Annotated in this window: 21 protein-coding genes; 18 read left to right on the top strand and 3 right to left on the bottom strand. The window is 42.6% G+C overall.

What is annotated here, in order from left to right:
* Window positions 1-76: 76 nt before the first annotated feature.
* The 6 genes from polA to GUA46_RS06190 all read left to right on the top strand — a co-directional run bounded on the left by polA (window position 77) and on the right by GUA46_RS06190 (window position 6,707).
* A complete protein-coding gene (polA, locus tag GUA46_RS06165; RefSeq protein WP_176619743.1) occupies window positions 77-2,911 on the top strand; it encodes a DNA polymerase I in 2,835 nt (944 codons plus the stop codon).
* 48 nt (window positions 2,912-2,959) lie between these two features.
* Complete coding sequence (locus GUA46_RS06170) at window positions 2,960-3,631, top strand: hypothetical protein (RefSeq protein WP_176619744.1); 672 nt, start codon at window positions 2,960-2,962, stop codon at window positions 3,629-3,631.
* A gap of 97 nt (window positions 3,632-3,728) precedes the next feature.
* Window positions 3,729-4,913 carry an MFS transporter gene (locus GUA46_RS06175; protein ID WP_176619745.1) on the top strand — a complete coding sequence of 395 codons (1,185 nt, stop codon included), beginning with the start codon at window positions 3,729-3,731 and terminating at the stop codon, window positions 4,911-4,913.
* Window positions 4,914-4,997: 84 nt separating this feature from the next.
* Entirely contained in the window at window positions 4,998-5,825 is an 828-nt protein-coding gene (locus GUA46_RS06180) for an NIPSNAP family protein (RefSeq protein ID WP_176619746.1), read from the top strand.
* Window positions 5,826-5,859: 34 nt separating this feature from the next.
* On the top strand, window positions 5,860-6,033 hold the full coding sequence (locus GUA46_RS06185) for a hypothetical protein (protein ID WP_229418453.1): 174 nt from the start codon (window positions 5,860-5,862) through the stop codon (window positions 6,031-6,033).
* A gap of 68 nt (window positions 6,034-6,101) precedes the next feature.
* Window positions 6,102-6,707: an SET domain-containing protein gene (locus GUA46_RS06190; RefSeq protein WP_176619747.1), complete on the top strand. Its 606-nt coding sequence runs from the start codon at window positions 6,102-6,104 to the stop codon at window positions 6,705-6,707.
* 54 nt (window positions 6,708-6,761) lie between these two features.
* Here GUA46_RS06190 and GUA46_RS06195 read toward each other — a convergent pair whose 3' ends face one another.
* Window positions 6,762-7,325 (bottom strand): hypothetical protein, encoded by a 564-nt coding sequence (locus tag GUA46_RS06195; protein ID WP_176619748.1) that lies wholly within the window; start codon window positions 7,323-7,325, stop codon window positions 6,762-6,764.
* Window positions 7,326-7,505: 180 nt separating this feature from the next.
* On the opposite strand from GUA46_RS06195, the gene GUA46_RS06200 reads away from it, so the two are divergent.
* Complete coding sequence (locus GUA46_RS06200; RefSeq protein WP_176619749.1) at window positions 7,506-8,255, top strand: sulfite exporter TauE/SafE family protein; 750 nt, start codon at window positions 7,506-7,508, stop codon at window positions 8,253-8,255.
* Here the strand turns inward: GUA46_RS06200 and GUA46_RS06205 are convergent.
* Window positions 8,231-8,686, bottom strand: a complete 456-nt coding sequence (locus GUA46_RS06205) for a MarR family winged helix-turn-helix transcriptional regulator (protein ID WP_176619750.1) — start codon at window positions 8,684-8,686, stop codon at window positions 8,231-8,233. The genes GUA46_RS06200 and GUA46_RS06205 overlap by 25 nt on opposite strands.
* Window positions 8,687-8,862: 176 nt before the next feature.
* Between GUA46_RS06205 and hppD the strand changes: the two genes are divergently transcribed.
* From hppD to GUA46_RS06230, 5 genes are all read left to right on the top strand, one after another.
* On the top strand, window positions 8,863-9,996 hold the full coding sequence (hppD, locus tag GUA46_RS06210) for a 4-hydroxyphenylpyruvate dioxygenase (RefSeq protein ID WP_176619751.1): 1,134 nt from the start codon (window positions 8,863-8,865) through the stop codon (window positions 9,994-9,996).
* An 80-nt stretch (window positions 9,997-10,076) separates the two neighbouring features.
* Complete coding sequence (locus tag GUA46_RS06215; protein ID WP_176619752.1) at window positions 10,077-11,234, top strand: homogentisate 1,2-dioxygenase; 1,158 nt, start codon at window positions 10,077-10,079, stop codon at window positions 11,232-11,234.
* A gap of 132 nt (window positions 11,235-11,366) precedes the next feature.
* Entirely contained in the window at window positions 11,367-12,590 is a 1,224-nt protein-coding gene (fahA, locus tag GUA46_RS06220) for a fumarylacetoacetase (protein ID WP_176619753.1), read from the top strand.
* Window positions 12,591-12,688: 98 nt separating this feature from the next.
* Window positions 12,689-13,561 carry a flavin reductase family protein gene (locus GUA46_RS06225; RefSeq protein ID WP_176619754.1) on the top strand — a complete coding sequence of 291 codons (873 nt, stop codon included), beginning with the start codon at window positions 12,689-12,691 and terminating at the stop codon, window positions 13,559-13,561.
* 6 nt (window positions 13,562-13,567) lie between these two features.
* A complete protein-coding gene (locus tag GUA46_RS06230; protein WP_176619755.1) occupies window positions 13,568-14,683 on the top strand; it encodes a pyridoxal phosphate-dependent aminotransferase in 1,116 nt (371 codons plus the stop codon).
* 28 nt (window positions 14,684-14,711) lie between these two features.
* Here GUA46_RS06230 and GUA46_RS06235 read toward each other — a convergent pair whose 3' ends face one another.
* The gene (locus GUA46_RS06235; RefSeq protein WP_176619756.1) at window positions 14,712-17,363 is read right to left on the bottom strand and encodes a DUF5916 domain-containing protein; all 2,652 of its coding nucleotides are present in this window, start codon (window positions 17,361-17,363) and stop codon (window positions 14,712-14,714) included.
* 246 nt (window positions 17,364-17,609) lie between these two features.
* Here GUA46_RS06235 and rplM point away from each other — a divergent pair, with 246 nt between their 5' ends.
* The 6 genes from rplM to frr all read left to right on the top strand — a co-directional run bounded on the left by rplM (window position 17,610) and on the right by frr (window position 22,069).
* A complete protein-coding gene (rplM, locus tag GUA46_RS06240) occupies window positions 17,610-18,065 on the top strand; it encodes a 50S ribosomal protein L13 (protein ID WP_108246341.1) in 456 nt (151 codons plus the stop codon).
* The gene (gene rpsI / locus GUA46_RS06245; RefSeq protein WP_119607609.1) at window positions 18,065-18,451 is read left to right on the top strand and encodes a 30S ribosomal protein S9; all 387 of its coding nucleotides are present in this window, start codon (window positions 18,065-18,067) and stop codon (window positions 18,449-18,451) included. The genes rplM and rpsI overlap by 1 nt, the downstream gene beginning before the upstream one ends.
* Before the next feature lie 222 nt (window positions 18,452-18,673).
* Window positions 18,674-19,729 carry a 30S ribosomal protein S2 gene (gene rpsB, locus GUA46_RS06250; RefSeq protein ID WP_176619757.1) on the top strand — a complete coding sequence of 352 codons (1,056 nt, stop codon included), beginning with the start codon at window positions 18,674-18,676 and terminating at the stop codon, window positions 19,727-19,729.
* A gap of 79 nt (window positions 19,730-19,808) precedes the next feature.
* Window positions 19,809-20,633, top strand: coding sequence for a translation elongation factor Ts (tsf, locus tag GUA46_RS06255; RefSeq protein WP_176619758.1), 825 nt, complete (start codon window positions 19,809-19,811; stop codon window positions 20,631-20,633).
* A gap of 131 nt (window positions 20,634-20,764) precedes the next feature.
* On the top strand, window positions 20,765-21,472 hold the full coding sequence (pyrH, locus tag GUA46_RS06260) for a UMP kinase (RefSeq protein ID WP_176619759.1): 708 nt from the start codon (window positions 20,765-20,767) through the stop codon (window positions 21,470-21,472).
* A gap of 42 nt (window positions 21,473-21,514) precedes the next feature.
* Window positions 21,515-22,069, top strand: a complete 555-nt coding sequence (frr, locus tag GUA46_RS06265) for a ribosome recycling factor (RefSeq protein ID WP_108246346.1) — start codon at window positions 21,515-21,517, stop codon at window positions 22,067-22,069.
* The last annotated feature ends 29 nt before the right edge of the window (window positions 22,070-22,098 follow it).

Genomic DNA, 22,098 nt, shown 5'->3' on the forward strand with positions numbered 1-22,098 from the left:
ATTCCCGCATCTTTTAATCGCAATTCGTACATTTAAAAATTCGTACTTCTAATTTTATACTTCAAAAAAAAATAAAATGTCTGACCAAAAAAGACTATTCCTACTAGACGCCTACGCGCTTATTTTTCGTGGTTACTACGCACTAATCAAAAACCCAAGGATAAACTCCAAGGGAATGGATACTTCAGCGATCATGGGGTTTATGAACTCTCTTTTTGATGTGATCAAACGCGAGCAGCCCGACCATTTGGCCGTTGCCTTTGATAAAGGAGGAAGTGTGGAGCGTACCGAAATGTTCGAGGACTATAAAGCGAACCGTGACGAAACGCCCGATGCCATCCGTATCGCCGTGCCCTATATCCAACAAATTTTACAGGCCATGAAGATTCCAATCGTGGAATTGGAAGGCTACGAAGCCGACGACCTCATCGGAACGGTCGCCAAACAGGCCGAAAAGGAAAACTATAAAGTTTTTATGGTGACGCCCGATAAGGATTTTGGACAGTTGGTAAGCGAAAACATTTTTATGTATCGCCCCGCAAGAATGGGCAACGGTATCGAAATTTGGGGCATACCTGAAGTACAAAAACGTTTTGGCGTTAAGCGCCCCGAACAGGTAATCGATTACTTGGGGATGATGGGCGATGCCAGTGATAACATTCCAGGCTTGCCCGGTGTTGGTGATAAAACGGCTAAAAAATTTATTGAGCAGTTCGATTCCATGGAAGGTTTGTTGGCCAATACCGACCAGCTCAAAGGCAAGATGAAGGAGAAAGTAGAAGAGAATGCCGAGTTGGGAAGATTGTCCAGAAAATTGGCCGAAATCAAAATTGATTGTGATGTTCAGTTCCATGCGGAAGATTACGAAATGTGTCCGCCCGATGCAGAAAAAGTTCAAGAGATTTTTGAGGAGCTTGAATTTCGTAGATTGAAAGACCAATTCATCAAACTATTTACCGAAGAGGCAGAAACCCCTACACAAGTCACCAGTACAAAAACGGCCAAAGAGGAAGCTCAAGTGGCCGGAAGCGGTCAATTTACCTTATTTGGCGGTGACCCCACAGAGGCTGCAGCTACCCTTAAGGATGTGAACAGCCGTATGACGATTAGTGACGTCCCCCATTTTTATCAGAATGTGCAAGATGGATTGGGTATGGAGCTCTTTTTGGAAATGCTGATGAAACAGCCCTCTGTTTGTTTTGATACGGAGACCACTTCCCTAAATCCGTTGGAAGCAGAATTGGTCGGAATTGCGTTTAGCTGGTCGCCCGGCAAAGGATTTTATGTACCCTTTCCCGACAATAGGAACGATGCACAACCTTTGATTGAAAAACTACGCCCATTTTTTGAATCGGAAAACATTGAAAAAGTGGGGCAAAATTTGAAGTACGACATCAAAGTGATGAAAAGTTATGGTGTGGAAGTCAAGGGCCAATTGTTCGATACCATGCTGGCCCATTACCTTATCAACCCCGACATGAGACACAACATGGATGTGCTTTCCGAGACCTATCTCAATTACACGCCTATTTCCATTACTGAACTTATCGGCAAAAAAGGCAAGAACCAACTCAGTATGCGCGATGTTCCTTTGGAAAAACAAACCGAATACGCCGTGGAGGATGCGGACGTTACCTTCCAATTGGGCCTAAAATTCACCCCGGAACTTAAAGACGCCCATACCGACAAGCTGTTCTCCGATATAGAAATTCCTTTGCTTCGCGTATTGGCAGATATGGAACTTGAGGGCATCAATTTGAACGAAAGCTATCTGAAAGACCTATCCACGGCACTTGAGACCGACATTGCGGAACTGGAGAAGAAAATTTACGAAGATGCTGGTGAGGAATTCAATATTGCTTCACCCAAACAATTGGGCGATATACTCTTTGGCAAACTAAAACTGGTGGACAAACCAAAAAAGACCAAGACCGGTCAGTTTTCCACTTCGGAAGATGTGCTGTCCTATTTGGCTAAGGACCACGCTATTATCCAAAATGTATTGGATTACCGCGGGCTGGCCAAACTAAAGAGCACTTACGTGGATGCGTTGCCGAACGAGGTTCAGAAAAAAACAGGCCGAGTTCACACAGACTACATGCAGACCGTAGCCGCCACGGGCCGTTTGAGCAGCAACAATCCAAACCTTCAGAATATACCAATCCGTACCGAGCGCGGACGCCAAGTGCGAAAAGCGTTCATCCCCCGTGATGAAAATTACATATTACTGGCTGCGGATTACTCACAGATCGAGTTACGAATCATCGCTGCGTTGAGCGAAGAGGACACCATGATCTCTGCTTTTAAAAATGGGGAGGACATTCACGCTTCCACCGCTTCTAGGGTATTTAACGTACCGATTGATGAAGTGACCCGCGAACAGCGTAGCAATGCCAAAACGGTGAACTTTGGAATTATTTACGGGGTGTCGGCATTCGGGCTGAGCAACCAAACGGATTTAAGCCGTGCCGAGGCCAAGGAACTTATTGATACGTATTACAAAACCTACCCAAAGTTGCGCAATTATATGAGCGAACTCGTAGATTTTGCCCGTGATAACGGCTATGTGCAAACGGTGTTGGGCCGTCGCAGGTATCTAAAAGATATTAATGCAGGGAACCAAGTGGTTCGCGGAGCTGCGGAACGCAACGCAGTGAACGCCCCCATCCAAGGGAGTGCGGCGGATATTATCAAGATTGCGATGATCAACATCCATAAAAAACTTGAGGAAGGCAACTACAAGACCAAAATGTTGTTACAGGTGCATGATGAATTGGTGTTCGATTGCTATAAACCCGAACTGGAGGAAATGAAAAAGCTCATCAAAACCGAAATGGAACATGCCTACGAACTATCCGTGCCGTTGGATGTGGAAGTAGGTATTGGTGAGAACTGGTTGGAGGCTCACTGAGCCTTGGACTAATTAAGAAATACTTTTACAAAAAAAGCTCTTAGAGTTATGAAAAAAATCCTTTTATCAATTTTGTTTTTGAGTGCAAACGTATTCGGACAAAACTCCCATAAAATGGGATTTCAAGAAAGTACTCCTTACATTTCGGACTATCCTGAAGGAATCTATTTAACTAAAGAAGATTTCATAAAAAAGACTCCAAGCCCAACTACCAAAGTTTATCCTGTTAGTTTATATGGCAGAGAAGAACTTCCCAAAATAATGAAAGTACACAACTGTTATTTTTTTGACAGAAGTAATTCTAAAAAAATTAAGAATGCATTTGCAATTTCATTTGAAGGTGGACTATATTTTCAAATCAAAGCAATTTTAAAGAATCGGAATAAAGAAGATAAAGCTCAAAGTTCAAACCAAGCAAATTCATTTGTTAGAACTATTATGGGTGGTGAAAATTATCTATACACCGAGGCGGAGTTAGAAAACAAATGGGCTGCAGGTGCTGCTGCTAACCTCGGTGCTGCGGGAGGAACAATTTACCCAGAATTAATTAACAGAAAAGGAATAGTATGGGACTTTAAAAATACTGAATTCAATATTTTCAAATCCTGTAAAGACTATAATGAATTTATTGGAGACAAGTTGCTAACTGCTGTACAAAATTGTGAAGAGCATCAACCGGACATGCTGGAAGTGAGGGAGGCCATTTCAGAAATTAAATAGTCTCATCTATGAACTAGATTGCTAAAACTAAGGTTTCTCAATTCCAAAAAAATCGTAAGACTATTTCTTAAATCATATACTCAATTAAGAAGTCAAAGTGAAACCCTCCAAGCTCATCCTGCCCATCATCGTGTTGTCGCAGTTTTGCTGCACCTCATTGTGGTTTGCGGGCAATGGGGTCATGCGAGATTTGGTGGCCACCTTCGGGCTAAATGACAATGCTGTGGGACATTTGACCTCTGCGGTTCAATTAGGATTTATCGTAGGGACGTTGGTTTTTGCCGTTTTATCCATCTCTGACCGGTTTTCACCATCCAAAGTTTTTTTTGCCTGTGCCATTTTTGGAGCCTTATTTAATTTGGGTGTCGTTTGGGAAGGCAATGGGTTGGCAAGCATCCTATCCTTTCGATTTATAACCGGTTTTTTTCTTGCGGGCATCTACCCCGTAGGTATGAAGATTGCCGCAGACCATTTTGAGAAAGGTCTGGGAAAGTCGTTAGGGTTTTTGGTTGGCGCCTTAGTGGTCGGAACTGCATTTCCACATGTATTAAAGGAAATGACCCATACCTTTTCATGGAAGGCCGTTTTGATGGCTACTTCAGCACTTGCCATCTTGGGCGGTACCTTTATGCTCATCCTTGTCCCGAATGGGCCCTATCGTAAACATGGTCAACAGGTGCAATTATCTTCTTTTTTAAAAGTGTTTCAGAATAGTAGGTTTCGTTCTGCGGCCTTCGGGTATTTTGGGCACATGTGGGAATTGTACACCTTTTGGGCTTTCGTCCCGATTATGTTGCAGTCCTATGCCCTGTTGCATCCACAAACCATGTTCAACGTTCCATTGCTGTCCTTCCTGATTATAGGAATTGGTGGTCTGGCCTGTGTTTTAAGTGGATATCTCTCCCAATCAATCGGGACCAAAAAAGTGGCTTTTGTGGCACTCCTACTTTCATGTATCTGTTGTTTGGTTTCCCCATTCCTATTTGGTCAACCCTCTACAATCCTATTTATTGCTTTTCTAATGTTTTGGGGCATGGTGGTAATAGCGGATTCGCCCCTGTTTTCTACTTTGGTCGCTCAGAACGCATCCGCGGAAATAAAAGGAACGGCGCTAACCATTCTAAACTGCATCGGGTTTGCCATCACCATAGTAAGTATTCAATTGCTCAACGAGCTTAGAATTGCGACAAGTTCCAATTGGGCGTACATGCTTTTAGCCTTGGGCCCCATTCTTGGACTTCTGGCCATGGCTTCAAAAGGAAAGAATTCCCTTAAAGGTTGAAGGCACATTATTTCATCAAATAAATTCCTATCTTGAAACGTCCTTTTCGACACATTCCAACATCATCAAACTCAACTGCACTACATGAAAACCATTCAACTTCTTATGCTTTTGGCCCTAGGTGCCATTGCAAGCTGTGGGAATCCGGCATCGGAGGCCGAAGAAACCACCGAATCCTCGGAAACTAAAGAGAATTCTCAATCTGAACGTGAGTTTTATCAAATTAAAATCTACTCCTTCGACACCGAAGAGCAAGTAGCCACCGTGGACGAATATTTGAAAAATGCCTTTATGCCCGCCGTAAAAAAACAGGATATCGACAAAGTCGGGGTGTTCAAATCCCGAATCTCAGAAACGGACACGGTTCAAAAAACATTTGTTATGCTACCCTTCAAAAGTTTGGAACAATTTCAAACCTTAGAAGACAAATTACTTAGGGACAGTATCTATTTGGCCGCTGGCAATTCTTATATCGATGCCAATTTTGACAATCCGCCATACACCCGCATCCAATCTATTATCCTGAAAGCCTTCCCCGACATGCCCAAAATGGAGGTGCCCGATTTGGACAGTCCCAGATCGGAACGCGTTTATGAACTTCGGAGTTACGAGTCCGCAACAGAAAAATACTACCGCAACAAGGTAGATATGTTCAACGCCGGAGGCGAAATCCCGCTATTTGACCGATTGGACTTTCAGGCCGTGTTTTACGGAGAAGTACTTTCGGGCGCCAACATGCCCAACCTAATGTACATGACCACTCATGCAGATATGGATACGCGAAACGAGCATTGGGACGCTTTTGTAAATTCTCCGGAGTGGAAAGAACTCATTGCTATGCCCAAATACAAAAACAACATGTCGCATATTGATATGTGGTTTCTTTACCCCACCGAATATTCGGATTATTAAATGAACGAACTCATTTTTTTTACCGGCAAAACCTGTGGAGTTTGCAGGGCAGTCCATGGTATTCACCTTGCCCGTTGTGATACTTAAGTCAGACGACAGGGAAATGTATCGGTTTGCCCGTAGTTTTTCGGTGTACGAGGTATTGGATAAACTTAGAAAATCAACACTCTATAATTTTGATAATCAATTAATTGAAAATTATTTTTAACCTAACAAATTTTCCATCAACGAATCGAACAATTTTATACCTTCAATCCACTTTTTAAAAGGTATATAATGATTCACCCAGATACAGAACTTAGATTTATCAGTAATGAAATTGGTTATGGCGTTGTCGCTACAAAGCTCATTCCAGCTGGTACCATTACCTGGGTCCATGATAGGTTGGACCAAGAATTTTCTCCATTGCAATTACAACAAATGGAACCCATTTACCAACAAATCTTGGATACCTATACGTTTAGGAACAACAAGGGCAATTACATTCTATGCTGGGATAATGGCAGGTATGTGAACCATAGTTTCAACTCTAATTGCCTCACTACGGCCTACGATTTTGAAATAGCCATCCGGAACATTCAACCCGGAGAACAATTGACAGACGATTATGGCTACCTTAACATTCCGTTGCCTTTCCGGGCGGCCAATGAAGGAACCCGCAGAAAAATTGTTTACCCCGATGACCTATTAAAATACTATAAGGTCTGGGACAACAAAATCAAGAAAGTCTTTGGGAACATCACCAAACAGCAACAACCTCTTAGACCTTTACTCGATGATGAACTGTGGAACAGAATAAGCCGTATTGTAGAAGGAAAGGAAGAAATGGAATCCATTTTGAGCAATTTTTATCATAGCACTCCCGCAGAAAGTACGGTATAACTAAAAAAGGCACCGATCGGTGCCTTTTCCATTCTTCTTCATAGCATTGGATATTCAATTGCCAAAACTATTGGCCAATCGTGGTTTTTGACTTTTGCTCCCAATAAACAAATCCGTAAGCGGTTTAAAGTGTCGCTTCCACTGGTAGGGAGCAAAGTCAAACCACAATTTAACTTCGGGTGCATTGTTCTCCTCCACAACAAAACCATCTTCGATATTAAAATCCAATCGGTTAAAGGTGTTGGCGGATTCCTCCATCCCATCTTGGTAAATAAATTGATTGCCCCATTGCGCCATATAAAAACGAAACGCAGTGTATTTACCTTTGGGCAAGGAAAGAACGCTCTTGGAACGTATAAAGTTCCCAGATGCGATACCCTTGAACGTTACCGGGTTTTGACCGGGAAAATCTATTATAAAATGTTCTTTACCTTGTTCATCTATTGCTGAAAACCTGGTAATATTCAATGTCATTTCTGAAACATAATAAGCTGTTGCGGCCTCATTGGACAAAATCAACTCTGCTCCTTTGTTCTCCGAACCATACCAATCGGCAAGGACATTCGGGGTGTAAGGTGCTGTTGACCATATTGTTGGATAAAACATATTCTTTTTCATAGCAATTGTATATCAAAAGTTATACAGGTACAAAGTTGCGGCAGTTTTCCTACCCTAACGTCCAATAGATTATCCAGTTTATATGCTCCATTAACTCAAAAACCTAATTTTAAGATTATTTTTGGTTAAAATGACATAAAATCTGTATTCAAATAAATTACCAGGCTATCTTTCAGAGGTATGAAAGTCAATTACATTTTTCTGCTCTTGGCCTTGGTTGCGGAAATCATCGGCACCATTGGCGGGTTTGGCTCGTCGGTATTTTTTGTGCCTCTGGGCAATTTTTACTTTGACTTTTACTCCGTTCTGGGAATGACGGCCATCTTTCACCTCTCCAGTAACATCAGCAAGATCTTTCTTTTTAAAAAAGGGTTGGATAAAAAACTCCTCCTCTACATTGGGGTACCCTCTGTATTGTTTGTTATTGTTGGAGGTTTTTTATCAAAAGTGGTCAACAGCGGCGCGCTGGAGATTGTGCTGGGCGTTTTTCTGGTAGTGTTCAGCTTGTTGTTTCTAATCAAAAGTGAGATTATTGTACTGCCCAATAAAAAGAACTCGATAATCGGAGGTGCGCTATCAGGCTTCTCGGCAGGACTTTTGGGTACGGGCGGGGCCATTCGAGGGTTGACCATGGCCGCCTTCAATTTGGAGAAAAGTGCCTTTATCGCCACCTCGGCTTTTATCGATTTTATGATTGATTTCTCCCGAACCTTCGTCTACTACGGGAATGGCTACATAGGAAAGCAAGAGCTGATGTACCTGCCATTTTTGTTCGCGATTGGATTGATTGGCACCTATTTGGGAAAAAAGATACTTCATTATATTCCCCAAGAAAAATTCCGCAAACTCAGTTTGATTTTTATCTTCCTCATCGGTTTGGCGACCATCATCAAACTGGTGTTCGATTATTGGGGCTGGTTTTCCTCGTAATTCTCTCCAATTTTATCCAACACCTTCAAAAAAGTTTCAAATTCAGAAGCATCTACATCCTTAATGGCGAGTTTTCGTAAAGCTAGAGCACTGGGCAGGGTTATATCCAAAATTTCCTGACCTTTAAGGGTCAGTTCCAGTTTAAAACGTTTTTGATCTCCTTCAAAACGAGTTTTGGAAATCCACCCCTTCTTTTCCAGACCGCCAATAACACGGGATGTAGTGGCACGGTTACGAAAGTTTTCATTTACAATATCACGCTGGCTGGCATCATCCCCCATTTGATATATCTGGTAGAGAATCACCCATTGCTCAATGGTCGTATCCACCCCAAGTTCATCGAACTTTCGCAGATATGCCTTTTGAATTTTTCGGAGCACCAAATCCAAATGGAACCCCATTCCCTGTATTTCATCGATACGACTGAGCATTTATTTATTTGGAATAGTCACAAAAATAGGGAATCAGATTTTTTTATGCCCAACAAAGATGGTCCTGTCAATTTTAACTCAATTTTCAGCCTTCAAAATCAATTTGGTATCCCAAAATTATTATTTTTGTTGTATATGCAACAATAATTTAAACTAAACAATAAAATATAGATATCATGGAAACATCCACTATTCCCAAGGGAGTAAATACTACCGAAGATTTTATGCCCATAAACGGAACGGACTACATCGAACTATATGTAGGCAATTCCAAACAAGCGGCACACTTTTACAAAACTGCCTTTGGATTCCAATCCTATGCGCAAGCCGGTTTGGAAACCGGACTTAAAGACAGGGAGAGCTACGTAGTGGTTCAGGACAAAATCCGTTTGGTGCTTACTTCACCCTTAAAAAGTGGAACAGAAATAGGCAAGCATATCGACAAGCACGGTGACGGTGTCAAAGTGGTCGCCCTCTGGGTGGATGACGCTACAGTTGCCTACAACAATGCCATGGAACGCGGCGCCAAATCATATATGGAACCCAAGGTTGAAGAAGACAAAAATGGAAAAGTAGTCCGCGCTGGAATTTACACCTATGGTGAAACCGTACATATTTTTGTAGAGCGCAAGGATTATAACGGAACTTTTCTTCCCGGATTTAAAAAATGGGAAACACCCGACTACAATCCAGAGCCAACAGGTCTAAAATTCGTGGACCACATGGTGGGCAATGTAGGATGGAACAAAATGGATCATTGGGTGAAGTTCTACGAAGATGTATTGGGATTCAAGAACATCCTTTCTTTTGATGACAAGGATATCTCTACCGAATACACCGCTTTGATGAGCAAGGTGATGAGCAACGGAAACGGACGCATCAAGTTTCCGATCAATGAGCCTGCCAAAGGCCAGAAAAAATCACAAGTAGAGGAATATTTGGATTTTTATGAAGACGAAGGCGTTCAGCACATTGCCGTTGCCACGGACGACATCATCCAGACCGTTCGCGACCTTAGAAGTCGTGGAGTGGAGTTCCTACGGGTTCCAGCTACTTACTATGATGCGGTTACCGACCGTGTTGGTGAAATTGACGAGGATATTGCCCCATTGAAAGAATTGGGCATTTTGGTGGACCGCGATGACGAAGGGTATTTATTGCAAATTTTTACCAAACCCGTGGAGCCGAGACCAACGATGTTCTTCGAAATTATCCAAAGAAAAGGCGCACAATCCTTTGGAAAAGGTAACTTTAAAGCATTGTTCGAAGCCATAGAGCGCGAGCAAGAGCTTCGTGGCACACTGCATTAATCATAGTTAAGAGTAATGAGTTATAGGTTATTGAATTTCAGACTCATAACTCATAACTTTAAACTCAAAACTGAGAAAAAATGCCTATATATCATAAACTTGGAAAAATTCCGCAAAAACGGCATACCCAATTCGAGAAACCTGATGGCGGGCTATATTACGAGCAGCTTTTTGGGACTATCGGGTTTGATGGCATGTCCTCGCTTTCCTATCACGTACATCGACCCACACAGGTCAAAGAGATTGGCAAAGCCTTAGATGTAAGCCCCAAAATTGCGGTGGAAAAGAATATTACCAGTCGAAAGTTCATTGGTTTTGATGTGGCTCCCAAAGATGATTTTTTGGAATCGCGCGAGCCGCTTTTGGTCAATAACGATGTTCACGTAGGATTGGCGGCACCCAGAAAATCTGTCACCAAATATTTCTACAAAAATGCCGATGCCGACGAAATGCTCTTTATCCACAAAGGTTCGGGAACCTTGAAAACCTTTTTGGGAAACATTCCGTTTGAATATGGGGATTACCTCATCATTCCCCGCGGGATGATTTATCAAATCGAATTTGATACGGAGGACAACCGCATTTTATATGCTGAATCCTTCCATCCCATCTATACCCCAAAACGGTATCGAAACTGGTTTGGACAATTGTTGGAGCACTCCCCTTTTTGTGAGCGGGATTATAAATTGCCGCAAGACCTTCAAACTTTTGATGAAAAAGGAGAGTTTTTGATGAAAATCAAAAAGCAGGGCATGTTGCACCAATTGGTCTATGCCACGCATCCTTTTGATGTTGTGGGATGGGACGGTTACAATTATCCGTATGGATTTTCCATTCATAACTTTGAACCGATAACGGGCCGCGTGCATCAACCGCCACCAGTACATCAAACTTTTGAGACCGGTGCGTTTGTGGTGTGTTCCTTCTGTCCAAGACTTTATGATTATCATCCAAAATCCATTCCCGCGCCTTACAATCACTCCAATATTGATTCGGATGAGGTATTGTACTACGTGGACGGTGATTTTATGAGCCGAAAAGGCATAGGGCCCGGTTATATCTCTTTACACCCCGCGGGCATTCCGCACGGGCCACACCCAGGCACTTACGAGGCAAGCATCGGTAAAAAAGGTACTGAGGAATTGGCAGTGATGATTGACACCTTCAAACCTTTACAGATTACAGAAAACGCTCTCAAAATTGATGATGGCAAGTATTATAAATCGTGGTTGGAGTAAATTTGATTGTTTTACAAGTCATTTCGAAATGAGCAGAGCGATTGAGAAATCTAAAATTCAGATTTCTCACATTCGTTTGAAATGACAAAAAATAGATTCCTGCAGGAGCAAGAATGACGCAAACAACATGCAATGATCATAGAAATACCTGAAAACTCAGATTTTTCAATTCACAATATTCCCTTCGGGATTTTTTCCACCAAGGATAGAAGTCCGCGAGTAGGTGTTGCCGTTGGCGAACATATTTTGGATTTGGCCGCTGTCGCCGAATTGGAAGTGTTCGATTTCAATACGGCCTTATTGGAAAAAGATACTTTAAATGATTTTATTTCTCTGGGGAAAGAAATCACGACACGGGTGCGTAAAAAGATTCAGTACTGGTTAAAAGATGATGAATCTATTTTGGCCGGAAAGCCAGAACTTTTCGTAAAACAGTCCGAGGCCCAAATGCACATGCCCGTCACAGTGGGAGATTACACCGATTTTTATTCCAGTTTGGAACACGCCACTAACGTTGGGAAAATGTTCCGAGACCCCGAAAACGCACTCTTACCCAATTGGAAACATATTCCTGTCGGTTATCACGGCAGGGCAAGTTCCATTATTGTGAGCGGACAACCCATCCATCGACCTAAGGGACAAACCATGCCCAATGGAGCAGAGTCGCCCATTTTTGGCCCAACAAAACGTTTGGATTTTGAACTGGAAATGGGTTTTATCTGTGGAAAGGATACCCAATTGGGCGAATCGGTTTCTACAAAAGATGCAGAGGACTACATCTTCGGACTGGTACTGTTCAATGATTGGTCGGCCCGTGATATTCAGAAGTGGGAATATGTCCCGCTCGGACCATTTTTGGCCAAGAATTTTGCATCGTCCATTTCACCGTGGGTGGTTACGCTGGAAGCTTTGGAACCTTTCAGGACCAATGGTCCCAAACAGGAACCCGAAGTACTTCCCTATCTTCAATATGAGGGAGAAAAGAATTATGATATCGACTTGGAAGTAGGCATCAAACCGGAACAAGGCGGAGAAACCACTGTTTGCTTTAGCAATTTTAAACATATGTACTGGAACATGGCCCAGCAACTGGCCCATCATACGGTAAACGGGTGCAACATCAATATTGGTGATATGATGGCCTCCGGAACTATATCAGGTAAAGAGGAAAACAGTTTTGGCTCCATGCTCGAATTGTCTTGGGGAGGCTCTGACCCTATCAAACTAAAAGATGACAGTGAACGAAAATTCATAGAAGATGGTGACACGGTAACCATGCGAGGTTACGCTCAAAATGGCGATATTAGAGTCGGATTTGGCGAAGTGACGACCAAAGTGCTTCCCGCTAAAGAATAAATACAGTTTCAGATGTCACATGGAGCGCAGTTGAAATGTCATCTGAAATTCAACCATATCTCGACTGCGCTCGATATGACAAAACAAAATCAATCTAAATGATCAAAACCTTAGACCCAACTACCATACCTCAACCCGAATTGTACAGTATTCTATCGACAGCGGTGGCACCCAGGCCCATTTGCTTTGCCAGCACCGTGGATGCCGAAGGCAACGTCAACCTGAGTCCGTACAGCTTTTTCAATGTATTCAGTTCCAATCCGCCTGTGATGGTATTTTCCCCGACACGAAGCGGCAGGGACAATTCCTTAAAACATACCCATCAAAATGTGGTGGAAGTGCCCGAAGTGGTCATTAATGTAGTGAACCATAAAATGGCGGAGCAGATGTCGCTCTCCAGCACGGCCTACGACAAAGGCGTGAACGAATTTGTGAAGGCAGGTTTTACCGAAGTGCCCAGCGTGAAAGTTAAGCCGCCACGTGTGGGCGAGGCTCCCGTATCTTTCGAGTGCAGCGTTCTAGAAGTGGTTGAGATTGCCCAAAGTCCGGGAGCGGGAAACTTGATCATTGCCCAAGTGGACATGATCCACATTAACGAGGAATACCTAACGGATGATATATTGGATACCGAAAAATTGGATTTGGTGGGTCGTATGGGCGGCAATTGGTACATCCGTGCCATTAAAGAATCCTTATTCGAGATTCCAAAACCTATCCGCACCCATGGTATTGGGGTTGATTCCTTGCCGAAAGGTATTAGAGAAAGTGACGTGCTCACTGGAAACAACTTAGGGAGATTGGGAAATTTGGAACAATTGCCTTCCACAAAAGACATACAAATTATTGTCGATGCTGAGGGAATACAAGATAAATCCAAAACCGAATTGCACACCTTGGCCAAACAGTTATTAGAGGAAAATGTTGATACAGAAAAGGCGATGGCATTTTTACTTTATGGGGAAAGTTTATAAAACAAAATGACAAAAGACATCACATCCATATTCAAGGACCATTTGGTACCCAAAGAGGTGTATAAAGGCGGAAAAAATATTCCACCGACCGATAAAAAAATCTACAAGCTGTCCTCGAACGAGAATCCTTTGGGTGCTTCACCAAAAGCGGTTGCCGGTATGAAAGCAGCTTTGGACAAGATTGACATCTACCCCGACCAGACCGATATTCGTTTACGCGAAGCCTTGGTTCAAGATTTTGATGGCCAATTGACCGCCGACCAATTTTTGTGCGGGAATAGCGGTTCGGAGGTTATTGATATGCTGCTTCGCGCTTTTATCAACAAAGGGGACGAAGTGATTTTTTCCAACCCCTGCTTCCTGCCCTACTCCGTTTTTTCGAGATGGTATGGCGCCCATCAAGTCGATGTGCCTCTCTTGGCTCCCAACTACGATTTGGATGTGGAAAGTATCTTGAACGCCATCACGGAGAAGACCAAAATCATTTTCTTGACCAGTCCCAACAATCCTACGGGAACTTACATTCCCAAGCCGGTCATGGACGATTTTATTTCCCGTGTTCCCAAGGATATTGTGGTGGTATTCGATGAAGTGTACCGCCATTTTGCGGATGCTGACGATTATGTTACTGCATTGCCCTATGTCTTGGAAGGTCATAACGTAATCGGGCTCAATAGTTTTTCCAAAACGTACGGATTGGCTGGCCAACGTATCGGGTACGGGTATACCACGGCAACCATTGCCAATTATGTACGCTTGATTCACAAGCCTTTTTTACTACCATTAACCTCTATTGAGGCTGCTATTGGAGCTTTAAACGACACCGAATTCATTGAAAAAACCGTAAAAACGGTTTTGGAAGGTAGAATATATGTTTCCAAGGCTTTTGATGAATTGGGTATCGAGTATTGGCCAAGTCAAGCCAATTTTTTCATTATTGATCCGCCATTACCCGAAATGGAATTCACAGATAAAATGATGGAACAAGGAATCATGGTTCGACCTGTTTCACAATTTGGTGCTCCCGGTAAGGTGCGAATCACTATAGGTGACAAGGAGGCAAATGAAGCTTTGGTTACGGCACTCAAAAAAATAATTGAAGATGATCACACTTCTTTATGAGACGTCTCGACTGCGCTCGATGTCACAATTACAATACAAATCGATAGGTCGCCTTCAATAAGAAAATGTTTTGTGGTTTTTGCCCAAAAATATTGTCACCTAAACCGGGCAGCAGACCTGCTGTCGGGTCACCGCTTCGCGATACATCCTGCGACCATACCAAGAATATCTCAGAGCCAGGGATGTACTCCCATCGAATCACCAAATTGGAGCGAAACTGCACAAAGGAAAAATCAGGGTTATCAAAACTAAAATCGGTCACCCCGTCCAGATCTTCATCAATGGCATAAGTGCCATCCGTTAAACTGGTTTGTTCTGATGTGTACTGCACAAACCTATCCTCAAAAACTTTGGCAACAGGGTCGGTGATGTGCTTAAATTCAGAATAGCGGCCACGGGAAATAAACGGTTGCCCCCAATATTGAATGGTCAGGTTGGGGTTGATGGTGTAGTTCAGCCTAACGGACATACTCAATGTCCGTTGATCTATTTTTCCATTCAGATATCTTGGTGAGCCATTTACATCATCAAAATTATCAATGAATTGTAGTTTATCATGATTGATGTCCAAAGAAGGGAATACAGAAACCCGCAGGGCATTTATAGGTTGGTATACAAACCCTCCTTCCATATAATAGTTTTTGATGGAATTGTCCAATGCCTTTCTACCTTGGTGGTAAAAGGAAAAACGTAATTTTTTCCGGTAATCGGTGCTGATGTTATTCCAAAAACTCACCCATGGAGACTGCCTTAACCTAGGGCCGCCCCGCAAGGCGAAGTTGGAATATTCAATAGGGGCTATATTGAAACCAATGTTGGATTGATAATTGTTTTTCCAGTTTTGCCAGCTGTTGGTGTTGAACTGTAAATAATTATGGTTGCCCTGAAAATCCCATGCGGTCCAGTGGTTGTAATTGATGCCTACCCGCCTAAAGGTACTGTCCGGTTTTAGGGTCTGGTACCCTATCCATGTGTAGTGACGGATATCATCGGCCTGACGTTGAAAGCCAATATCGTTGAGTTCCAATTCAGGTGAACGCCATGTAGCCCCAGATTCAAACTTCCAGTGCCCGTTCCCTACCTTACCTATTTGCATGTTGCCCCCGGTCCCTGTCAATGATGTTCGGGTAGTATCTACGGCAACGTGGTCGGCACCTACCCTTCCGAACAAATGCGTTATGGATTCTTGAGTGTTTGTTATAGCCTCTTCACTACCACGAACATGGCTCATATTTATATTTCCGCCAACATACCAATCACGATTGGCCCATTGGTGTTTAAAATCCAACCCGCCTGTGTAGGCTGCATCATGAAGAAAGTTGAGCTGCTCATGAATCTGCTCTCGGTTGGTCGCCGTGAAAATCCCTCCTATATATGAATTTCTTTCGTTGAAATCCTTTTGCAGTCGTCCCACAAAATAGTTGGTCAGTGGCTCCACCATTTCTTTCCGGGTACCGCCTTCATCATTAATTATAGTAGCCGTCCGTTGCGCAGTTACACTTTCCAGCACGCCAATGGCCCACCCATCCTTGGTTTTTCCGCTAAACTTGGCAGCACCAATAATCGGAGTGTTATCGGGCTGGTCCACAAATTCATCATCTGAAGTATCCGGGTACCCTTGTGGGCTTCTGCCTATTCTACGCGAATAAAAAATATTATCGGACCCAAAGGTATTGCCTGCTTCGGATTGGGAGACACTAAAATCAAAAATGTTCTTGTTCTCCACAAAAAAGGGACGACGCTCCTGAAAAAATATTTGAAAACCATCCAATGCAATGGCAGAAGGGTCGGCATCCACTTGTCCAAAATCAGGGTTGACGGTCAAATCCAACGTAAGGTCATTGGTGATTCCTATCTTGGCATCGAGTCCGGCAGTGATATTATTCTCGCTCCCGTCCCTAAAAGGGTTTCCTTCTTCGGCTTCGTAAGTTTCGGTTTTGGCCACGGTATAGGGCTGGATTTCCAACTGCTTTTGAGGTTCAATATTCTTTAATCCATGTAATTCTCCAAACTCGCTCACCCAACCGGGCTGGTCCACTGGTTTTCGTTGCCAAAGGGAACGCTCCTCGTTCCTAAAAAAACGTCGTGTGGACTGTAGCCCCCAGACCTGTTCCTCAGCATTTCCAAATTTTAATTGACTTAACGGAATACGAAGCTCGGCCGTCCATCCTTTAGCATCAATGTTGGTCTTGGCATACCAAATGGGATTCCAGCTGGGGTCCCAATTGTTGCCATTGTTGGAGATAAACTCATCTCCTTTTACACCTGCAGCGGTAATCGTAAAGGAAAAAGCAGTGCGTTTATCAAAATAGCTATCTATATTGAACTCCACCCAATCCCCATCAAAACCATCTCTTCGAGAAAGCCGTTTCACGATTTTATCCGGTTCATCATCAAAACAGCGTACTCCTATATATAGGTTCTTGCTGTCGTAAAGTATCTTAAACTGGGTTTGATACGAGGGCGGAGTATTCTCATCGGGCTGCCACTCAATATAGTCACCGCCCCATTCAACCAGGTTCCACGCCTCGTCTTCCAATATACCATTAATAGTTGGCGCCGCATAAGCGCCCAAAGATTGGGTAGTATACTTCTTTTTGATGATGACTTCGGTTGAATCTTGTGCTTGTAGGGAAAAAATGAGGAATAGGGTCAGGAAAACCAGCGCTGCGTTTCTCACGTGTTCGTTTTTTGGTTGATTGATACAACAAAGACCACAGAAAATCTGAAGAGTTACAGTTACGCATTTTTTTAACTCTTTTTAACATTTTATACTACTATCTTTAGACTGATTTCTACCGAAGAAGATTGAATTTGAAAAAAGTAAAAAAATATTCCCGATCAACCGTTTGTAATTCAATCTAATAATTGTACATTTGCAGCCCGTTAATCGGGATAGGTTATTTAAATCAATAATATTCGAGAAGTGGATACATTAAGTTATAAAACTATTTCCGCCAATAAATCTACTGTTGACAAGCAATGGTTATTGGTTGATGCTGAAGGACAGACCTTAGGAAGATTGGCGTCTAAAGTAGCCAAAATACTTAGAGGGAAATATAAGACCAACTTTACCCCTCATGTTGATTGTGGAGACAATGTGATTGTCATCAATGCTGAGAAAATCGACATGACCGGAAACAAGTGGGACGAGAAGGAATATCAAAGATATACTGGTTATCCAGGTGGACAACGTTCCGCTTCTGCGAAAGAAGTATTGGAAAAACACCCAGAGCGCATCATTGAGAACTCTGTAAAAGGAATGCTTCCAAAGAACAAACTTGGGGCCGACCTTTTTAGAAACCTTAAGGTATATGCCGGCGTAGAGCACGGGCAAGAGGCTCAAAAACCAAAAGCAATAAACTTAAACGACTACAAATAATGGAAGTGGTTCATAAGATAGGCAGAAGAAAAACAGCTGTGGCCAGAGTTTATGTTTCCGAAGGTTCTGGAAACATCACAGTAAACAAAAGAGATCTTAACGATTACTTTACCACAGGTACATTGCAATACAAAGTAAAACAACCTTTTACTTTGACCGAGACCGACGGAAACTACGACGTAAAAGTAAATGTTTACGGTGGTGGTATCACAGGTCAGGCAGAAGCCGTTCGCTTGGCTTTGTCCAGAGCAATGTGCGAAATAGATGCGGAAAACAGAAGCGTTCTTAAACCAGAAGGTCTGTTGACAAGAGACCCAAGAATGGTGGAAAGAAAGAAATTCGGTCAGAAGAAAGCCCGTAAGAAATTCCAATTCTCCAAACGTTAATATACATTGGGCCTCGAACCCATTTATATATAAGTTCATTGAAAACCCTGAAAATATCCAAGTTTCAGGGTTAAATTTTTAACCAAAGTTGTCGTTGTTCCAAAAGGGATAAAATTATCGGCTTTTTGGAAACTAGTTTAGCATCTAAATGGACAGGGCGAACAAAATTTGTGACCACCTGCACATTGCTACTTACAACGGAACGTAAACTAAGTACAAAAAATGGCAAGTAAAATTGAAGTAAAAGACTTACTGGAAGCAGGTGTGCATTTTGGACACCTTACTAGAAAGTGGAACCCGAACATGGCGCCCTACATCTACATGGAGCGTAACGGGATTCACGTAATCAACCTGTACAAAACGGTTGCAAAACTTGAGGAAGCCAACGAGGCACTTAAGAAAATTGCTGCTTCAGGAAGAAAAATCCTTTTCGTAGCTACAAAAAAACAAGCAAAAGACATTGTTGCGGACAAAGTATCCAAAGTAAACATGCCTTACATCACAGAAAGATGGCCAGGTGGTATGTTGACCAACTTTGTGACTATTCGTAAAGCTGTAAAGAAAATGGCAGCTATCGACCGCATGAAGAAGGACGGCACCTTCAACACTCTTTCCAAAAAAGAAAGATTGCAAGTTGACCGTCTTCGTGCCAAGTTGGACAAAAACTTGGGTTCTATCGCAGACATGACCCGTTTGCCAGGCGCACTTTTCATTGTTGACACAATGCGTGAGCACATCGCTGTAAAAGAAGCCCAAAAATTGAACATTCCGATTTTTGCAATGGTGGATACCAACTCCGATCCTCGTGATGTTGATTACGCCATCCCATCCAACGACGATGCCGGTAAATCCATAGAAGCTATCTTGGAATCCGTAACCAGTGCAGTAGCCGAAGGTTTGGAAGAGCGCAAGAGCGAAAAAGGCAGTGGAAAAGATAAAGACGAGGACACTCCAAAAAAGGAGAAAAAATCAACTGAAGAAAAACCGGCCAAAAAAGCTGAAGCCGCTCCTAAAAAAGAAGTAAAAGCAGATGACCTTACCAAAATTGAAGGCATAGGACCCAAAGCTGCCGAGGCTTTGGTAGAAAGTGGAATAACCACTTACGCTGAATTGGCAAAAACTGACGCTGATGACATCAAAGAAACTTTGACAGAAGCTAGCTCAACTTTGGCTCACCTTGACCCAACATCTTGGCCAAAACAAGCAAAAATGGCTGCCGATGGTGAATGGGACGAACTAAAAGAATGGCAAGACAGCGTAAAAGGTGGAGTTGAATAAACCCACTGATTTAACATTGTCCTAAACAAAAACACTTTTTTAGTGTTTTACTTTACATAAAATTTTAAAAGAAAACAAAATGGCAAAGATTACTGCCGCAGAGGTAAATAAATTAAGAAAGGCTACTGGAGCTGGTATGATGGATTGTAAAAAAGCTTTGGTCGAAGCTGATGGAGATTTTGACCAAGCCATTGAAATCCTAAGAAAAAAAGGTCAAAAAGTCGCTGCTAAAAGAGCTGACAGAGAATCTTCAGAAGGTGCCGCCATCGCAAAAGTGAACGATGACAACACTCAAGGAGTTGTAATCTCCCTTAACTGTGAGACCGACTTCGTTGCCAAAAACGATAGCTTTGTAAAACTTGCAAACGATTTGGCTGATTTGGCCCTTGGTTTTGACAGCAAAGATAATTTCCTTGCTGCTTCTTTTGAAGGAATGACCGTTGCCGAAAAATTGACAGAGCAAACTGGTGTTATAGGTGAAAAAATCGAAATCGGAAGCTTTGACAAATTGAGTGCTCCGTTTGTTGGTTCATACATTCATGCTGGTAACAAAATTGCTACATTGGTAGGATTGTCCGCCAATGTTGATGGTGCTGCCGAAGCTGCAAAAGACGTAGCCATGCAAGCTGCCGCAATGAACCCAGTTGCACTTAATGAAGAAGGCGTTGATCAATCCATCATCGACAAAGAAATCGAGATCGCTAAAGATCAATTGCGTCAAGAAGGAAAGCCAGAAGCCATGTTGGACAACATCGCAAAAGGTAAATTGAACCGTTTCTTTAAAGACAACACTTTAGTGAACCAAGCTTTTATTAAAGACAGTAAGCAAAGTGTAGCTGAGTACGTTAAATCTGTGGATTCCAGCTTGGAAGTTACAGGTTTTGCAAGAGTTGCACTAGGCTAATTCGCCAACAGAACAATATAAAAAACCGCTTCCCTTACGAAGCGGTTTTTTTATGCCCAGATCTAACCCACAATTCTTCATTTGCCATAAATAATTTTGATTATTTTTGTCCGGACTTCAAGAAACTCTCAATGCATTACAAAAGAATTTTATTAAAATTAAGTGGGGAAGCCCTTATGGGCGAACAACAATATGGTATAGATGCCAAGCGATTGGACGAATATGCCGAAGAAATACAAGCTGTAATCGAAAAGGGTGTTGAAGTCGCCATAGTTATAGGTGGAGGGAACATTTTTAGAGGTCTGGCCGGTGCCAGTCAAGGAATGGACCGCGTTCAAGGAGACCATATGGGAATGCTTGCAACAGTAATCAACGGTCTTGCCCTACAAAGCGCATTGGAACTCAAGGGAGTTCAGACCCGATTACAATCTGCCATCAAAATCAATGAGGTGGCCGAACCTTTTATCAGAAGAAGAGCAATTCGTCACCTAGAGAAAGGAAGAGTGGTAATCTTTGGCGGTGGAACGGGAAACCCTTACTTCACTACGGATTCAGCCGCCGTTTTAAGGGCCATCGAAATTAAGGCAGATGTTATCTTAAAGGGAACCCGCGTAGATGGCATTTACACTTCTGATCCTGAAAAGGACAAGAACGCCACCAAGTTCGATTCCATTTCCTTTAACGAAGTACTTTCCAAAGGACTTAAGGTGATGGACACCACGGCATTTACCTTGAGCCAGGAAAATGAACTGCCAATTGTTGTATTCGACATGAACACACAAGGCAACTTAATGAAACTAGTATCTGGAGAAAATATAGGAACAGTGGTCAACGTATAAGTTGACATATACTTTGGTTTCAATTTTATAAATTTGAAAGTTATGGACGAAGAAGTAAAATTTATTCTTGATAGCACAAAAGAAAGTATGGAAGCAAGTATTGAGCACTTGCAAAAGGCATTGACCAAGATTAGGGCAGGTAAAGCAAGCCCCATCATGCTTTCTACGGTAATGGTAGACTACTACGGTTCGCAGACACCACTTTCCCAAGTATCCAACATTAATACCCCCGATGCGCGCACACTATCAGTTCAACCCTGGGAAAAAAATCTATTGGGTGAAATAGAGACCGCCATCATGAATGCTAATTTGGGATTCAACCCAATGAACAATGGAGAAACCATAATCATTAACGTTCCTCCGTTAACGGAAGAGCGAAGGATACAATTGGCAAAGCAAGCAAAAGGTGAAGCCGAAGATGCCAAAGTAAGTATACGAAGCGCTAGACAAGAGGCAAATAAAGAATTGAAAGCACTGGATATTTCCGAAGACCTGCTGAGCAACGCCGAGGTAGATGTCCAAGAACTCACCAATACATACAGCAACAAGGTGGATGCCATTCTCTCTGCTAAAGAAGCAGAGATCATGAAGGTATAAAACTTAGATTTTGACCAGCTACTTTCCTA

The sequence above is a fragment of the Flagellimonas chongwuensis genome (assembly GCF_013376415.1).
Classification (GTDB): domain Bacteria; phylum Bacteroidota; class Bacteroidia; order Flavobacteriales; family Flavobacteriaceae; genus Flagellimonas; species Flagellimonas chongwuensis.

Coding starts and splice junctions, on each gene's coding strand:
- GUA46_RS06195 (WP_176619748.1), bottom strand. CDS start 7,325: ATGAAAAAGAATATGTTTTATCCAACAATATGGTCAACAGCACCTTAC.
- GUA46_RS06215 (WP_176619752.1), top strand. CDS start 10,077: ATGCCTATATATCATAAACTTGGAAAAATTCCGCAAAAACGGCATACC.
- frr (WP_108246346.1), top strand. CDS start 21,515: ATGGACGAAGAAGTAAAATTTATTCTTGATAGCACAAAAGAAAGTATG.
- fahA (WP_176619753.1), top strand. CDS start 11,367: ATGATCATAGAAATACCTGAAAACTCAGATTTTTCAATTCACAATATT.
- GUA46_RS06170 (WP_176619744.1), top strand. CDS start 2,960: ATGAAAAAAATCCTTTTATCAATTTTGTTTTTGAGTGCAAACGTATTC.
- pyrH (WP_176619759.1), top strand. CDS start 20,765: ATGCATTACAAAAGAATTTTATTAAAATTAAGTGGGGAAGCCCTTATG.
- tsf (WP_176619758.1), top strand. CDS start 19,809: ATGGCAAAGATTACTGCCGCAGAGGTAAATAAATTAAGAAAGGCTACT.
- GUA46_RS06200 (WP_176619749.1), top strand. CDS start 7,506: ATGAAAGTCAATTACATTTTTCTGCTCTTGGCCTTGGTTGCGGAAATC.
- rpsB (WP_176619757.1), top strand. CDS start 18,674: ATGGCAAGTAAAATTGAAGTAAAAGACTTACTGGAAGCAGGTGTGCAT.
- rpsI (WP_119607609.1), top strand. CDS start 18,065: ATGGAAGTGGTTCATAAGATAGGCAGAAGAAAAACAGCTGTGGCCAGA.
- GUA46_RS06205 (WP_176619750.1), bottom strand. CDS start 8,686: ATGCTCAGTCGTATCGATGAAATACAGGGAATGGGGTTCCATTTGGAT.
- GUA46_RS06190 (WP_176619747.1), top strand. CDS start 6,102: ATGATTCACCCAGATACAGAACTTAGATTTATCAGTAATGAAATTGGT.
- hppD (WP_176619751.1), top strand. CDS start 8,863: ATGGAAACATCCACTATTCCCAAGGGAGTAAATACTACCGAAGATTTT.
- GUA46_RS06230 (WP_176619755.1), top strand. CDS start 13,568: ATGACAAAAGACATCACATCCATATTCAAGGACCATTTGGTACCCAAA.
- polA (WP_176619743.1), top strand. CDS start 77: ATGTCTGACCAAAAAAGACTATTCCTACTAGACGCCTACGCGCTTATT.
- GUA46_RS06180 (WP_176619746.1), top strand. CDS start 4,998: ATGAAAACCATTCAACTTCTTATGCTTTTGGCCCTAGGTGCCATTGCA.
- GUA46_RS06225 (WP_176619754.1), top strand. CDS start 12,689: ATGATCAAAACCTTAGACCCAACTACCATACCTCAACCCGAATTGTAC.